The 14,176-nt window shown below is 42.0% G+C and carries 13 protein-coding genes, 1 pseudogene and 1 CRISPR repeat array (1 of these 15 cut by a window edge); of the genes and pseudogenes, 12 read left to right on the forward strand and 2 right to left on the reverse strand.

Annotated elements, in window-relative coordinates:
- Positions 1–2,260: direct repeats of the CRISPR family, unit length 36 nt; unit sequence GTTTTAGAAGAGTATCAAATCAATGAGTAGTTCAAC; it begins 87 nt to the left of the window's first position.
- Between the two features lie 188 nt (positions 2,261–2,448).
- From sufC to sufB, 5 genes are read left to right on the forward strand one after another with little or no spacing between them, the layout of a single operon-like run.
- Positions 2,449–3,231 (forward strand): Fe-S cluster assembly ATPase SufC, encoded by a 783-nt coding sequence (gene sufC, locus NDN60_RS00430; RefSeq protein ID WP_099947666.1) that lies wholly within the window; start codon positions 2,449–2,451, stop codon positions 3,229–3,231.
- Positions 3,232–3,243: 12 nt separating this feature from the next.
- Positions 3,244–4,548: a Fe-S cluster assembly protein SufD gene (gene sufD / locus NDN60_RS00435; protein ID WP_076632590.1), complete on the forward strand. Its 1,305-nt coding sequence runs from the start codon at positions 3,244–3,246 to the stop codon at positions 4,546–4,548.
- The gene (locus NDN60_RS00440) at positions 4,526–5,764 is read left to right on the forward strand and encodes a cysteine desulfurase (protein ID WP_099947358.1); all 1,239 of its coding nucleotides are present in this window, start codon (positions 4,526–4,528) and stop codon (positions 5,762–5,764) included. The genes sufD and NDN60_RS00440 overlap by 23 nt, the downstream gene beginning before the upstream one ends.
- Positions 5,751–6,239 (forward strand): Fe-S cluster assembly sulfur transfer protein SufU, encoded by a 489-nt coding sequence (gene sufU, locus NDN60_RS00445; RefSeq protein ID WP_096584844.1) that lies wholly within the window; start codon positions 5,751–5,753, stop codon positions 6,237–6,239. Before NDN60_RS00440 ends, sufU begins: the two co-directional genes overlap by 14 nt.
- Positions 6,239–7,642, forward strand: a complete 1,404-nt coding sequence (gene sufB / locus NDN60_RS00450) for a Fe-S cluster assembly protein SufB (protein ID WP_016265247.1) — start codon at positions 6,239–6,241, stop codon at positions 7,640–7,642. Before sufU ends, sufB begins: the two co-directional genes overlap by 1 nt.
- 77 nt (positions 7,643–7,719) lie before the next feature.
- On the opposite strand, the gene NDN60_RS00455 is transcribed toward sufB, so the two are convergent.
- Positions 7,720–7,926: a DUF378 domain-containing protein gene (locus NDN60_RS00455; protein WP_056946720.1), complete on the reverse strand. Its 207-nt coding sequence runs from the start codon at positions 7,924–7,926 to the stop codon at positions 7,720–7,722.
- Between the two features lie 184 nt (positions 7,927–8,110).
- Here NDN60_RS00455 and NDN60_RS00460 point away from each other — a divergent pair, with 184 nt between their 5' ends.
- Complete coding sequence (locus NDN60_RS00460; protein WP_011374804.1) at positions 8,111–8,398, forward strand: hypothetical protein; 288 nt, start codon at positions 8,111–8,113, stop codon at positions 8,396–8,398.
- Positions 8,399–8,453: 55 nt separating this feature from the next.
- Here the strand turns inward: NDN60_RS00460 and NDN60_RS00465 are convergent, their stop codons facing one another.
- Positions 8,454–8,882, reverse strand: coding sequence for a GNAT family N-acetyltransferase (locus NDN60_RS00465; RefSeq protein ID WP_099947357.1), 429 nt, complete (start codon positions 8,880–8,882; stop codon positions 8,454–8,456).
- 348 nt (positions 8,883–9,230) lie between these two features.
- Between NDN60_RS00465 and folB the strand changes: the two genes are divergently transcribed.
- The 6 genes and pseudogenes from folB (at position 9,231) to NDN60_RS00495 (ending at position 14,144) form a co-directional block, all read left to right on the forward strand.
- Positions 9,231–9,581 (forward strand): dihydroneopterin aldolase, encoded by a 351-nt coding sequence (gene folB / locus NDN60_RS00470; protein ID WP_011374802.1) that lies wholly within the window; start codon positions 9,231–9,233, stop codon positions 9,579–9,581.
- A 38-nt stretch (positions 9,582–9,619) separates the two neighbouring features.
- A pseudogene (folE, locus tag NDN60_RS00475) lies at positions 9,620–10,649 on the forward strand (GTP cyclohydrolase I FolE).
- Positions 10,650–10,660: 11 nt separating this feature from the next.
- Positions 10,661–11,968 (forward strand): bifunctional folylpolyglutamate synthase/dihydrofolate synthase, encoded by a 1,308-nt coding sequence (locus tag NDN60_RS00480; protein ID WP_056946709.1) that lies wholly within the window; start codon positions 10,661–10,663, stop codon positions 11,966–11,968.
- A gap of 10 nt (positions 11,969–11,978) precedes the next feature.
- Positions 11,979–13,064, forward strand: a complete 1,086-nt coding sequence (gene folP / locus NDN60_RS00485; RefSeq protein WP_056946706.1) for a dihydropteroate synthase — start codon at positions 11,979–11,981, stop codon at positions 13,062–13,064.
- Positions 13,061–13,561, forward strand: a complete 501-nt coding sequence (locus NDN60_RS00490; RefSeq protein WP_056946702.1) for an NUDIX hydrolase — start codon at positions 13,061–13,063, stop codon at positions 13,559–13,561. Before folP ends, NDN60_RS00490 begins: the two co-directional genes overlap by 4 nt.
- A gap of 334 nt (positions 13,562–13,895) precedes the next feature.
- Complete coding sequence (locus NDN60_RS00495; RefSeq protein ID WP_231952383.1) at positions 13,896–14,144, forward strand: GNAT family N-acetyltransferase; 249 nt, start codon at positions 13,896–13,898, stop codon at positions 14,142–14,144.
- Positions 14,145–14,176: the final 32 nt, after the last annotated feature.

A 14,176-nucleotide genomic window follows, 5' to 3' on the forward strand; every position in this document is an offset into this window, starting at 1 on the left:
AATGAGTGGTTCAACTATCCAAGCGATAGTGTACTATTACTTATAGTTTTAGAAGAGTATCAAATCAATGAGTGGTTCAACTTGGCCAAGCATTGAAGCCGTTAAAAGCTAGTTTTAGAAGAGTATCAAATCAATGAGTGGCTCAACTGGGGTCTAATCCATCGTAAGCTTCTTTTAGTTTTAGAAGAGTATCAAATCAATGAGTGGTTCAACGTGCCAATAAGGATCTTGCACGCAAAAGGAGTTTTAGAAGAGTATCAAATCAATGAGTGGTTCAACTTGGTTGAGTTTTTAGAGGCTTATGAGCACGTTTTAGAAGAGTATCAAATCAATGAGTGGTTCAACATGCTCACATGTTGGAAGAAGAACGTATATGTTTTAGAAGAGTATCAAATCAATGAGTGGTTCAACTTAAACGTATTATTGGTATACCACCGCATCGTTTTAGAAGAGTATCAAATCAATGAGTGGTTCAACTTCTTTGGTGGAAAAGATAAATGATTTGGCGTTTTAGAAGAGTATCAAATCAATGAGTGGTTCAACTTACGTCGACCTTTTTAGCAACTTCTTCTTGTTTTAGAAGAGTATCAAATCAATGAGTGGTTCAACAACGGCAATTGGTACGCCTACGACAAAGAATGTTTTAGAAGAGTATCAAATCAATGAGTGGTTCAACAGCGCAACAACAACGCTGATAAGCACGATTGTTTTAGAAGAGTATCAAATCAATGAGTGGTTCAACTGTTAGACCGGTTTGGCGGGTATTATCGTAGTTTTAGAAGAGTATCAAATCAATGAGTGGTTCAACTTACTTCGTTTGTAGACTATAATGAGCTTTGTTTTAGAAGAGTATCAAATCAATGAGTGGTTCAACACAAACATTTGTTTAATTGGATTGTCATAAGTTTTAGAAGAGTATCAAATCAATGAGTGGTTCAACTAACAATGGCATTTTTAACAACAGATTATAGTTTTAGAAGAGTATCAAATCAATGAGTAGTTCAACTGAATACTACGGGTAACCGTTTAAAGACGTGTTTTAGAAGAGTATCAAATCAATGAGTAGTTCAACTGTGCTTCAACCTTGTCCAGGCGGTGCTTAGTTTTAGAAGAGTATCAAATCAATGAGTAGTTCAACAATCTAACGTTTGACTTGGCATTACAGTAAGTTTTAGAAGAGTATCAAATCAATGAGTAGTTCAACTGGTGTTATCGGTGTAAGTCCAAATTGTCCGTTTTAGAAGAGTATCAAATCAATGAGTAGTTCAACACGCGCAATAATAGACACACTTTCGCGCTAGTTTTAGAAGAGTATCAAATCAATGAGTAGTTCAACTTTAATATCTTTGTTAAAATCTCGATAATGGTTTTAGAAGAGTATCAAATCAATGAGTAGTTCAACACAAACCATTGTTAACCACTGCCGTTTTAGGTTTTAGAAGAGTATCAAATCAATGAGTAGTTCAACTTTTATCATCCCAAATTAAACTATTCCATTGTTTTAGAAGAGTATCAAATCAATGAGTAGTTCAACAAGGCCTATAAGTCTAGCGAACGCAACTATGTTTTAGAAGAGTATCAAATCAATGAGTAGTTCAACCAATTGTCGAATATGATAATAAACTGCACGGTTTTAGAAGAGTATCAAATCAATGAGTAGTTCAACAAGAAGTTATTACAATCTGGGACAACGACAGTTTTAGAAGAGTATCAAATCAATGAGTAGTTCAACAGAATACTATTTCACGCCTTAAAGGATTGGGTTTTAGAAGAGTATCAAATCAATGAGTAGTTCAACGCTAATTTATTGGCAGATTCTAGATCAGTAGTTTTAGAAGAGTATCAAATCAATGAGTAGTTCAACATTAAATGGGATTTTTTAAACCGGTGAACAGTTTTAGAAGAGTATCAAATCAATGAGTAGTTCAACGTTTACAGAATAACGCTGGTTACAAGGTTAGTTTTAGAAGAGTATCAAATCAATGAGTAGTTCAACCCTACTATCATTTAACTGGCGACGTTGGGTGTTTTAGAAGAGTATCAAATCAATGAGTAGTTCAACTGAACAGTTTGATGGGTCAGTTAGGATGATGTTTTAGAAGAGTATCAAATCAATGAGTAGTTCAACTGTTCAGGATTAATCTCGCCGCCTTTCGCAGTTTTAGAAGAGTATCAAATCAATGATTAGTTCAACACGGTTCAAGAAGATTTTACAAAGTGGTTTGTTTTAGAAGAGTATCAAATCAATGAGCAGTTCGATCACGCTAATAATCGTAAATTCTTTTAATTTAAGTTTGGGGAGTACCTTTAAAGGGGTACTCTTTTTTATTAGATTTAATGCATATCCTTGATTGATATTTCACGATTCGACTATTGAAAAGCGTTCTCATTTAGCTTAGAATTAAGTCAGCAACAACGTGCTATAATGCGATTTTTGGAGGGTCAGTAATGTCTAAATTAGAAATTATCGATTTACACGTCGGAATTGACGGTAAAGAAATTTTAAAAGGTGTTAACTTAGAAATGAATACGGGTGAGATTCACGCCATCATGGGACCAAATGGGACCGGGAAATCAACCCTTTCAGAAACCATCATGGGTAATCCTAAATACGAAGTGCTTCAAGGTGAAATTAAATTAGACGGTCAAAATATTCTTGAAATGCCAGTTGATGAACGGGCGCGCGCTGGCTTGTTCTTAGCGATGCAATATCCATCTGAAATTCAAGGGGTTACAAACGCTGAATTTATGCGGGCTGCTATCAATGCGCGCCGGGCTGAGGATGATCAAATCTCAATCATGGCCTTCTTGAAAAAATTAGATCAACGCATGGCTGTCTTAGATATGACAGAAGAAATGTCTGAACGTTACTTAAACGAAGGCTTTTCTGGTGGTGAAAAGAAACGAAACGAAATTCTACAATTAATGATGATTGAACCTAAATTTGCTATTTTAGATGAAATTGATTCTGGTTTAGATATCGATGCCTTACAAGTTGTTTCTAAAGGGGTCAATGAAATGCGCGGCGATAACTTCGGTTCATTGATTATCACGCATTATCAACGTTTATTGAACTACATTGTGCCTGATTTCGTGCACATCATGCTGGGCGGTAAAATCGTGACGACTGGTGATGCATCATTGGCCAAACGTCTAGAAGACGAAGGTTACGCCGGTATTCGTGATGAATTAGGGTTAGACATTAAATTAACTGACGATGAAAGTAAATAGGGGGCAGCTTTGATGAAAAAGAAATTAGCCATCACACCTGAACAAGTTGCGGCTTTTTCAATTGCCCATCAAGAACCAGATTGGTTTGCAGCCTTACGCCAAACAGCCCTAGGCCAAATTGAAAAGCTCGACTTACCTATTTTCGAAAAGATTAATTACAAACATTGGCCAATTATGGCTGCGAGTGCGCCGACTTTAACAACTTCTGCGACTGATACACTACCCGAAATGGTCGCTGATTTAACTGCGGATCAACCTTACGTCGTGCAAGTTGGGCAAACAATTGCCAAATTAAATCTGCCTAGTGAATTGGCAGAGCAAGGGGTCATCTTTACCGATATCTTCACTGCTTTACAAGACTATCCTGAATTAGTTCATGAATACTATATGCAAGTGACGGTTAAACCGGATGAAGATCGTTTGACGGCCTTTCACACAGCCTTGATGAACAGTGGGATGTTCTTGTACGTGCCGAAGAATGTGGTGATTAAGCAACCGATTACGGCTTATTATGTCCAAGATAGCACACAGGCCACTGATTTTATTCATCACGTTTTAATTGTGGCGGAACAAAACAGTGAGTTTAGCTATCTAGAAAATCTACAAACAATGGGTGATCACAAGAACCTAGCTAATATGGTGGTTGAAGTGATTGCTAAGGATAATAGTCACGTGCATTTCTCAGCTGTTGATGCGTTTGGTAAGTCTGTTACGACTTATCTGAACCGTCGGGGGCACTTAATGCGGGATGCTCGGATTGATTGGGCACTGGGCTTCATGAATGACGGCAATATCATTGGCGACTTTGATTCTGATTTGGTCGGCGATGGTTCGCATGCTGAAACAAAAGTGGTCGCTATTTCAACTGGGAAACAAATTCAAGGAATCGATACGCGGGTGACGAATATTGGGCCGCGTTCAATCGGCCATATCTTGCAACATGGTGTTATTTTAGAAGATGCGACCCTGACTTTCAACGGGATTGGGCACATCATCAAAGGCGCTAAGGGTGCTGATGCACAACAAGAAAATCGGGTTTTGATGTTATCACGAACGGCCCGTGGGGATGCCAATCCGCTATTATTAATCGATGAAAATGACGTTCAAGCCGGTCATGCTGCCAGTGTTGGCCGTGTTAATGAACAACAAATGTACTATCTCATGAGTCGGGGCTTGTCTAAAGAAGTTGCACAACGCCTAGTCATTCGTGGGTTCTTAGGCGCCGTCCTGACTGAAATTCCGGACAAAAATGTTCGTCAACAATTAACGGACACGATCGAGAGGAAGTTAATTGATGGGCAAAAGTCTGAACACTAGTCGGCAAGATTTTCCAATTTTAGAACAATTGGTTAATGATGAACCCTTGGTTTATTTGGATAACGCAGCGACAACGCAAAAGCCACAAGCGGTGATTGACCAAATAGTGAGTTACTACCAACATGATAATGCCAATGTTCACCGGGGCGTGCATACGTTGGCGGAACGGGCGACTGCGCAATACGAAGCTGCTAGAGTTAAAGTTCAACAATTTATCAATGCCGCTTCTTCAGCGGAGATTGTCTTCACAAAAGGCACCACGCAGAGTTTAAACTGGATTGCCGGTAGTTTTGGGCCAACAGTTGTCCAAGCTGGCGATGAAATCGTCATTAGCTATATGGAACACCATAGCAACCTAGTCCCTTGGCAACAACTTGCTAAAAAGACGGGGGCCAAACTACGCTACATCGATCTATTGCCAGATGGTCAGTTAGATTTAGACGCTGCTAAGCAGGTCATTGGTCCACGGACTAAAATCGTCAGTTTAGTGCATGCTTCTAACGTTTTAGGCGTTGTCAATCCAGTGAAGACGATTGCGGCACTAGTCCACGTACAAGGTGGCTATATGGTCGTTGATGGCGCACAAGCTGTCCCACATATGCCAGTTGATGTGCAGGCGCTCGATGCAGATTTTTATGCCTTTTCAGGGCATAAAATGTTGGGGCCAACAGGAATTGGTGTCTTGTATGGTAAGCAGGCCTTACTCGAACAATTATCACCTGTTGAATACGGTGGTGAGATGATCGATTTTGTTGGCTTACAAGAATCGACCTTCAAAGAACTGCCTTGGCGCTTAGAAGGTGGAACCCCCAATATTGCTGGCGCGATTGGATTAGGAGCTGCGATTGATTATCTGAATCAGATTGGGATGACCAACATCCAGGCACATGAGCAGGCTTTAGTCGCCGAGGCATTACCGGCCTTACAAGCGATTGACGGGTTGACGATTTATGGCCCGCAAGAAGCTAGTCAGCGAACCGGTGTGATTGCTTTTAATCTCGATAATCTCCATCCGCACGATTTAGCAACAGCCCTCGATATGGAAGGGGTCGCTGTTCGCGCTGGGCATCATTGCGCACAACCACTGATGCAGTGGCTAAACGTTGTGGCAACGGCTCGCGCAAGTTTCTACCTCTACAATACGTCAGAAGACGTACAAGCCTTAGTGGCCGCGATTCAAGCAGCAAAGGAGTTTTTCCAAAATGGCACTCTCTAAATTAGACAACTTATATCGACAGGTCATCTTAGACCATTCGCAACATCCGCACCATCACGGTCATTTAGACACTGTCGATCATGAAATTGAATTACGTAACCCAACTTGTGGCGATGTGTTGCAGTTGGAGATTGCGCTTGAAGATAACCGGATTAGCCAGATTGCTTTTTCAGGGGAAGGCTGCACAATCAGCCAAGCCTCTGCCAGCATGATGACCGATGCGGTCTTGCATAAGACACCTGCTGAAGCTGAAGTAATGATCGAACGCTTTTCGGACATGGTGATTGGTGATCGCGATGAAGATTGGACAATTCTAGAAGATGCGGCCATCTTGCAGGGCATTCAACAATTTCCAGCGCGGATTAAATGTGCCACGCTTGCTTGGAAGGCGCTCCACAAAGCGCTCAATAGCGATACCAACACAGCGACAACGGGTCAAATTGTGAACCATGCAGAAACGGAGGGAACAGATTAATGACAGAAGAGACGACGATGCCCCAATTTGAGAACTATGATTACGGCTTTAGCGATGATGTTGAACCCGTCTTTTCAACCGGCCGGGGCTTAACTGAAGATGTTGTACGTGCAATTTCGCACGAGAAAAAAGAACCCCAATGGATGTTAGACTTCCGTTTAAAATCATTTCATGCTTACGAAAAAATGCCAATGCCCGATTTTGGCCCAGATTTATCCGGTCTTGATTTAGAGCATATGTTGTATTACCAAAAGGCAACTGATAAACAATACCGCGATTGGGAAGATGTCCCTGATAAAATCAAGGATACTTTTGACCGCTTAGGGGTTCCAGAAGCTGAACGGAAATACTTGGCTGGTTCAAGTGCGCAATATGAATCAGAAGTGGTTTACCACAATATGCGCGATGAATTTGAAAAGCTGGGGATTATCTTTACCGATATGGATACTGCCTTGCGCGAATATCCCGATATCGTGAAGGAATACTTCAGTACTTTGGTTAAACCAACCGACAATAAATTTTCAGCGCTCAACTCGGCTGTTTGGTCTGGTGGGACCTTCATCTACGTGCCAAAAGGTGTGCGGACAGATATTCCAATCCAATCATACTTCCGGATTAACGCTGAAAACTCAGGTCAATTCGAACGGACATTGATCGTTGTTGATGAAGGCGCCAGCGTGAATTACGTCGAAGGCTGTACTGCGCCCAGTTATTCAAGTGATAGCTTGCACGCGGCGGTCGTTGAAGTCTTCGTTAAACGGGATGCTTATTGCCGGTACACAACGATTCAAAACTGGTCGAAGAATGTTTATAGTTTGGAAACCAAACGGGCCCAAGCCATGGAAAATGCGACAATGGAATGGGTCGATGGGAACCTGGGTTCTAAAATGACTATGAAATACCCAAGTGTCTACCTCGATGGCGAAGGCGCACGGGGCACAATGCTATCAATCGCTGTTGCCGGCGAAGGCGTTGACCAAGACAGTGGCGCCCGGATGATTCACGCCGCACCAAATACGTCGTCATCAATCGTTTCGAAATCGATTGCCAAAGATGGTGGCGCCGTTGATTATCGAGGCACTGTTCGTTTTGAACGCGACAGTGACGGTTCTTTTGCCCACGTCGAATGTGATACGATTATTATGGACGATAAATCCAGTTCCGACACGATTCCGTATAATACAATCTTAAACGGAAATGTCTCAATGGAACATGAAGCCAAGGTCTCTAAAATTTCAGAAGAACAACTCTATTACTTGATGAGCCGTGGTATATCGGAAGCCAAAGCAACCGAAATGATCATCATGGGCTTCGTCGAACCATTCACCAAGGAACTCCCAATGGAATATGCGGTGGAATTGAATCGATTGATTAGCTATGAAATGGAAGGGTCTGTAGGATAATAAAAAAAGGCTAGTGACCTAAAACTTTTAATGTAGCCATCAAAAAAGCCCTCATTTGAGGGCATTTTTTTAGGTTATTAACGTGCCATGTTATTGATATTAGCAAATAATTTAATACAGTATAGCGCGCTTAGTCCAACTAGGACATAAACAATTCGTGAAATAATAGCTGCTTGGCCGCCAAATAGCATAGCCACAAGGTCGAATTTAAATAAACCAACAAGTAGCCAGTTTAAACCACCTACGATTAATAAGGTAAGAGCGATATTGTCTAAAGTCTTCATATTCAACACCTCCTTCTTTAACTTAAAAATAACATCTTCAAGAAGTCGGGACAATGTAATTGCTCACAATGTTTATTGGAGCGATTTTAGAAATCTCGTGTGATTAAGGTGCATGTCAAGAATGTTATTTAATTTTTTTCTGTTGTAAGATATTAGCAGTAATAAAATGTCAGGAGCGAGTTGAATGAAACAATTTGAACCAGCACGAATTAATGATCAGTATTCTTTAACGTTAAATGAGACAGGCAATGTCATGTTGTCTAAAGTAGGCGTTGGTATTGTGGGACAGATGAGTTATTATTACACGCGTAACGATTTACCGTTGTTTATTTGTCGTCACGAACCACGTGCGGATCTGAAAACGATTCATGATGTGATGGTTCAATTGGACGCACAGCTGGCAGAAATGGTCGGTTGCGGCTGTTTAATGGTTGGTGGTCAGAACGTGGCACAACAATGTAAAATGGTCTAATTAAAAGAGGACACACTATCTAATGGATAGTGTGTCCTCTTTTGTAGAAAGCTATTTATCTTGTCAAATGTAAAATCGGATATGGTTTATCAAAGCTATCTCGCTGACTTCGTGATGCAACTGTAAAACCGTGCTTTAAGTAGAACGCTTTGGCGCGCTGATTTTGTTCGTTCACATCAATTTTATTAATCTGTTGATTATTGATTAGCCAGTCTAAGATTTGATGGCCATACCCGCCACCAATGTAATGAGGATCGAGAAATAGCATCTCTAATTCTTGACCGTTGGTACCACTAAACCCGATTGGCTGGTTATCTAGTGACCAGATTCTGAGAACCGTTTGAGCCAGAAAATGGGGAATTTGTGTTTTATAAAAAGTTACGTCTTCAGGTTGTAAGAAATTATGCGTCGCTAAAACGGATCGTTCCCAAATATCGGGGACTAGCGCATAGTCAGAGGTGGTTGCTAATTGATTCAATAACATTTTATGACCTACTTTCAGTTTATTGATAGATTAAATTAAATGATTCTCGAAGTCAATTGTGTGACTAATAATGTTCTTTTTAGTTATTTTTAAAAATATGAATGCTGCTTAACCCTTTCGGTTAGGCAGTATTTTTTTATTGGGGAAATGCGCTGATATATAATGATGAGAGAACGACATCATTTTATGCAGTTTTATTTAAGATTGTCAACTTTATGAATTGTGAGATAATGATGAAAATTATGAACGAAATCTCGTCAATTTAAATATTTAGCGTCATTATTCGAATTAATTCCGTATATTTGTGATAAAATATTAGCCAAAGAACGGTTATTAGGAGGCGGAATGATGTATCATATTAAAATTAATAATATGCAGTTTCATTCGCATATTGGTGTTTTTCAAGCTGAGAAGGATCTAGGGCAGCGAATTGAAATTGACTTAAAGGTGGCAATCATGACGCCTTATCAAGGAGACGAATTAACGGATACAGTCAGTTATGCGGATTTCTATGAAGTGATTGCCCAATTAATCGCCAAATCACGTGCTAATTTGGTTGAAACTATCGCTCATGAGATTATCCAGGCAATTCACGCCCTTGATCCTGATCGGATTGGCTCAGTCGCGGTTAAGGTGCGCAAGATTGCGGTGCCGATTGAAGGTATTTTTGACCATGTCGAAATCGAGATGGAGGGTTGAGTTTGAACAATCAAGTTTATATTAGTTACGGCAGTAATATGGGTGATTTAAAGGCGAATATTAATCAGGCGCTAGCCCTTTTGACAGCTGATCCGAAAATTCAAATTGAACGGCAGTCGGCCTTTTACCAAACCGCGCCGGTGGGTCCAGTTGAACAGGCCGATTTTATCAACGGCGCTTTAAAAATTAGTACCGATTATACGCCGGATCAGTTGTTGGTTGTCTTACATCAAATTGAGCAGGCGTGTCGGCGGGAACGAACAATTCACTGGGGACCGCGGACTTTGGACCTAGATATTATTTTCTTTAATGAGCTGGTCTTACAAAGTGATACGTTAGTAATTCCCCATCCAGAAGCCTTCAAGCGGTTATTTGTGTTAGTGCCAATCTTAGAAATCTGTGGGGCCGACTTTTATCAAAAAGCTGCGATTGAAATCCAGATTGATGTCTTGAAGCAGGATCAAACCCAGACGATTAAACGAATAGAAGAGGTAAACGATGACAGAACAAACAAATCAGCAAATTGAAAAAGATGTACGCGATATTTTGAAGCAAGTTGGCGATGATCCTGAGCGTGCTGGCGTGTTAGAAACCCCACAACGAGTCGCTAAAATGTACGGAGAAGTTTTGGCCTATCAGGGGGAAACCATTTTTAAGGACTATAAGTTATTCGAAACTGAAGAGACCGACAATGATCAGATGGTGATGATGCAAGACATTCCGTTTTATTCAATGTGTGAGCATCATATGTTGCCTTTTTTTGGTCAGGTTAGCGTGGCCTATTTACCAGCAAACGGCCAGATTATCGGCTTGAGTAAAATTCCCCGGTTAGTGGATTTCGTTTCAAAAAGATTGAGTGTTCAGGAGAATTTAACGCGTGATATCGGCCAAATTTTGAATCAAATATTAAAGCCATATGGGGTTGCGGTTCAAGTGACGGCGCGCCATATGTGTGTTGAGATGCGCGGCATTAAGAAGGCCAATAGTCAGACCCATACGACTTTTTACAGCGGCAATTTTAAAACTGACCGCCAATTACGCAGTGAATTTCTACAACTATTGAAATAGGGGATTTTAGTATGCAAGATGAGGAAATGGTCACGCAATTACCAAGGATGTTATATGGTGAAGACGAACGGGTGACGCTCTTGCGCCAGATTTTAAAAGCGATGGGGCAACCAGATCATGCTTTTTCGATTATTCATGTGTGCGGAACGAATGGCAAGGGCTCAACGAGTGCGATGATTGCGGCAATTCTGCAAGCATCCGGCTACTCCGTGGGGTTATTTACGAGTCCGCACATCATGGCAGTCGAGGAAAGTATTCAGATTAACCGGCAGTTGATTTCAAAAGCGCAGTTTGAGCGATTATTGGCGACGGTCCAAACCGTTTTGAAAAAACTCGGCTTTGATCCGACGACGGACTTATCGTATTTTGAAACTTTGGTATTAGTGGCGTTGGTCTATTTTAAGCAGCAACAAGTCGATTATGTCCTGTGGGAATGTGGCTTGGGTGGCGAGTTAGATGCAACCAATGCGGTTGATCGAGTGGCCTACACGCTATTTACGAAGATCAGTCTCGATCATATGGCACTATTGGGCGATACGATTGAAGCAATCGCTACGACTAAATCCAAAATTATCCGGCCACAGACCCCGGTTATTGTGGCCTCTGAACAAACGACAATAGCCTTAAACGTTTTAGAGGCTGAAGCTAAGCGGCAATCAGCACCGCTTCAGATTGCCCCTCGTGATTGGTTCGTGACAAGTTATCCAACCAGTGCTGGCCAAGAAGTGACGGTTAAATTACCAGAGCGTGAACCATTAACGGTTTCTTTGGCATTGGCGGGGACCTATCAATTAGAGAACCTGCTAACGGTATTGACGTGGTATCGGCAGTTTTGTCGTGATCAAGGGCACGCGGTAGACGAAATCGTCTTACAACGTGCTTTGGGGCAGGTCCGCTTACCAGGCCGCTTTGAGCGCCTGGCAACGGAACCGCTAGTCGTGATTGATGGTGCCCATAATCCGGATGGCATTCGGCAGTTTGTCCGGAGTGTCCAAGAACGCTACGGCGATTACGATTTAACGATTGTGACTGGCTTTTTAAAAGATAAGGCGGTTGCTGAATGCTTGCAGCTTTTAACGCAACTACCAGCGCGGTTTATTTTAACGACCCCCATCAATCAGGATGACCGACAATTACCAGTTGCTGAATTAGGGGCGCTATACACGCAGATAACAGGCCAAACAGCACCTGAATATCCAGCAATTGAAGCGGCTTTAAGGGCGGCTAGTCAACCTGCAACGGGGAATAAACCGCAAGTCATCTTAGTTGTAGGGTCATTTTATTTATTAAAGACAGTTCGGCAACACTTTTTGAGCTAGGGAGGATCATATGCAAATTAGCGAAGCACAACCTAATCAAGGAAATCATACGCTGTTAAGCTTTAGTGGGGATGCAGCTGAAATCGAGAAGCTTCAACGGCTTTGTCTAGATAGTCATTGTCTAATTCAGCAGTTGGACCAACAATGGCTTGGGCAATTTAGTCTTTTTCAACTAGCGGCGTTACGGCAAAAATGGGCACAATATTTTGGTCAGCCAAATGTGCAATTGACACAAATCTGGCGTACCAAGCAGATTTTATGGACCGGTCCTGGTTTCAAGTTCGATTTAACGGTTGATCCAATTGTCTACGCGATTATTAACTGTACACCGGATTCCTTTTATGATGGGCAACCCAGTCAAGCGCTAGGCCAGATTATGACGAAAATTGAGGCTGATTTGGCCAATGGTGCAGCGGTGATTGAAGTCGGTGGCAAATCGACGCGCCCAGGTTATCAAGAAATTACGCCTGATGAAGAATGGCAACGGATTGCACCCGTGATTGCGGCAGTGCAACAGGAATGGCCCAACGCGATATTGGCAGTTGATACCAATAATGCGGATGTTATGCAACGGGCAGTCGCAAGCGGCGTGCCAATTCTGAATGATATCGATGGTTTCGATAAACCGGCTAAGCTCGAAGTTGTCGCCCAACACCGGCCCGCAGTGGTCACGATGTATAATGGCCGCCATTATCAAAATGATGTTTTTGAAATACTCGATCAATTTTACCAAGAGACGTTAGCGAGTCTTGAGGCGGCCGGGTTAACACGCCAACAAATTGCTTTGGATCCAGGCGTTGGTTTTTCACACGCTAAAAATACAGCGTCACTGGATCTGTTTAAACTCAATAGCATTCAACCGACAATGAAGTATCGTGCGTCAATCATGGCGGGGATTTCTCGGAAAAGCTTTATGGAAAGCAAATTTGATTATCCGATGGCAGAACGCTTAACCTCAACGCTGTTATTGGAACAACTGATGATTGAACAGGGAGCCCGTATTCTGCGTGTGCACGATGTTTTAGCAACGCATAAAATGATTAACTTGTTCAAAGGCTATCAGCAAGCAGACCTGTTAATGGCGGCGCGCTCATGAACGATTTGTTAACGCAAATTCAGCGGCTAGCTGAGCAGTCAGCAGCGTTTAATGATCCGCAAAAGTATCAGACGATTAGTGAATTGATGGCCCAACAAAAACGGCCCCTTTATCGGGCGGTCAACGATCAATGTCATTTATCGGCTAGTGCCCTCGTATTTAAAAATAATCAGTTGTTGATGGTACGCCATCCGTACTTGCATCAATGGTTGTTACCGGCGGGACATGTTGAACTGTCTGAAACGCCAGTTCAAACAGCACTACGCGAGTTATTGGAGGAAACAGGACTAGTCGGGGAGCAAGCACAATTGGTGGATGCCAATTTGATCAAGATTCCGGATAACCCATTGAAAAAGCAAGCAGCCCACATGCACATTGATTATCGTTATTTAATCACTGCAAGCAAGCAGCCAAGTGCAGCGGCCGAGCTCCCCAATCAATGGGTTTCACAAGATGAAGTGCCGGCGGAATTTCAACCCTATTTTAAACTTCAATGAGGTGAGGGCTTATCTTTACCGATAAGCCAGATATTTTTTAAAAATTAAAAGAATTATTACTAGGAGAAACAAATGACGATTACAATTAGACATGAAGAAAAAGATTAAAGAGGGACTAAATAATTGGAGATTAGACGCTATCAGCCGGGGGATTGTCAAGCAGTCGCAGAGTTGTTTTATAAGAGTGCATACAGTGAATGCTGGCGATTATACGAAAGCGCAGTTGGCTGTATGGGCCACTGGTGAGCCTGATTTAAAGCAGTGGGATCAATCGCTGTAATCACATTTCAGTGTTGTTGCACTTGAAAATGATAACCTGATTGGTTTTGGAGATATTGATCAAGCTGGCTACCTCGATCGGTTATTTGTCCATGCCGATTATCAAAGAAGAGGCGTAGCGACTGCTATCTGTCATCAGCTCGAGCAGGCTGTTGCAGGCCGAGTTATCACGCATGCTTCGATTACAGCCAGACCGTTTTTCGAAAGTCGGGGCTATCAGGTGATTCGAGAACAACAAGTAGCACGGCAAGGTGTTTTATTGACCAACTTTGTTATGGAGAAAGAGCAATCATCAGTAGACTGAGTCACTTGATGATGATTTTAGTGAATAACCGC

Origin of the sequence: Latilactobacillus sp. (genome assembly GCF_033176295.1) — a bacterium.
Taxonomy (GTDB): domain Bacteria; phylum Bacillota; class Bacilli; order Lactobacillales; family Lactobacillaceae; genus Latilactobacillus; species Latilactobacillus sakei.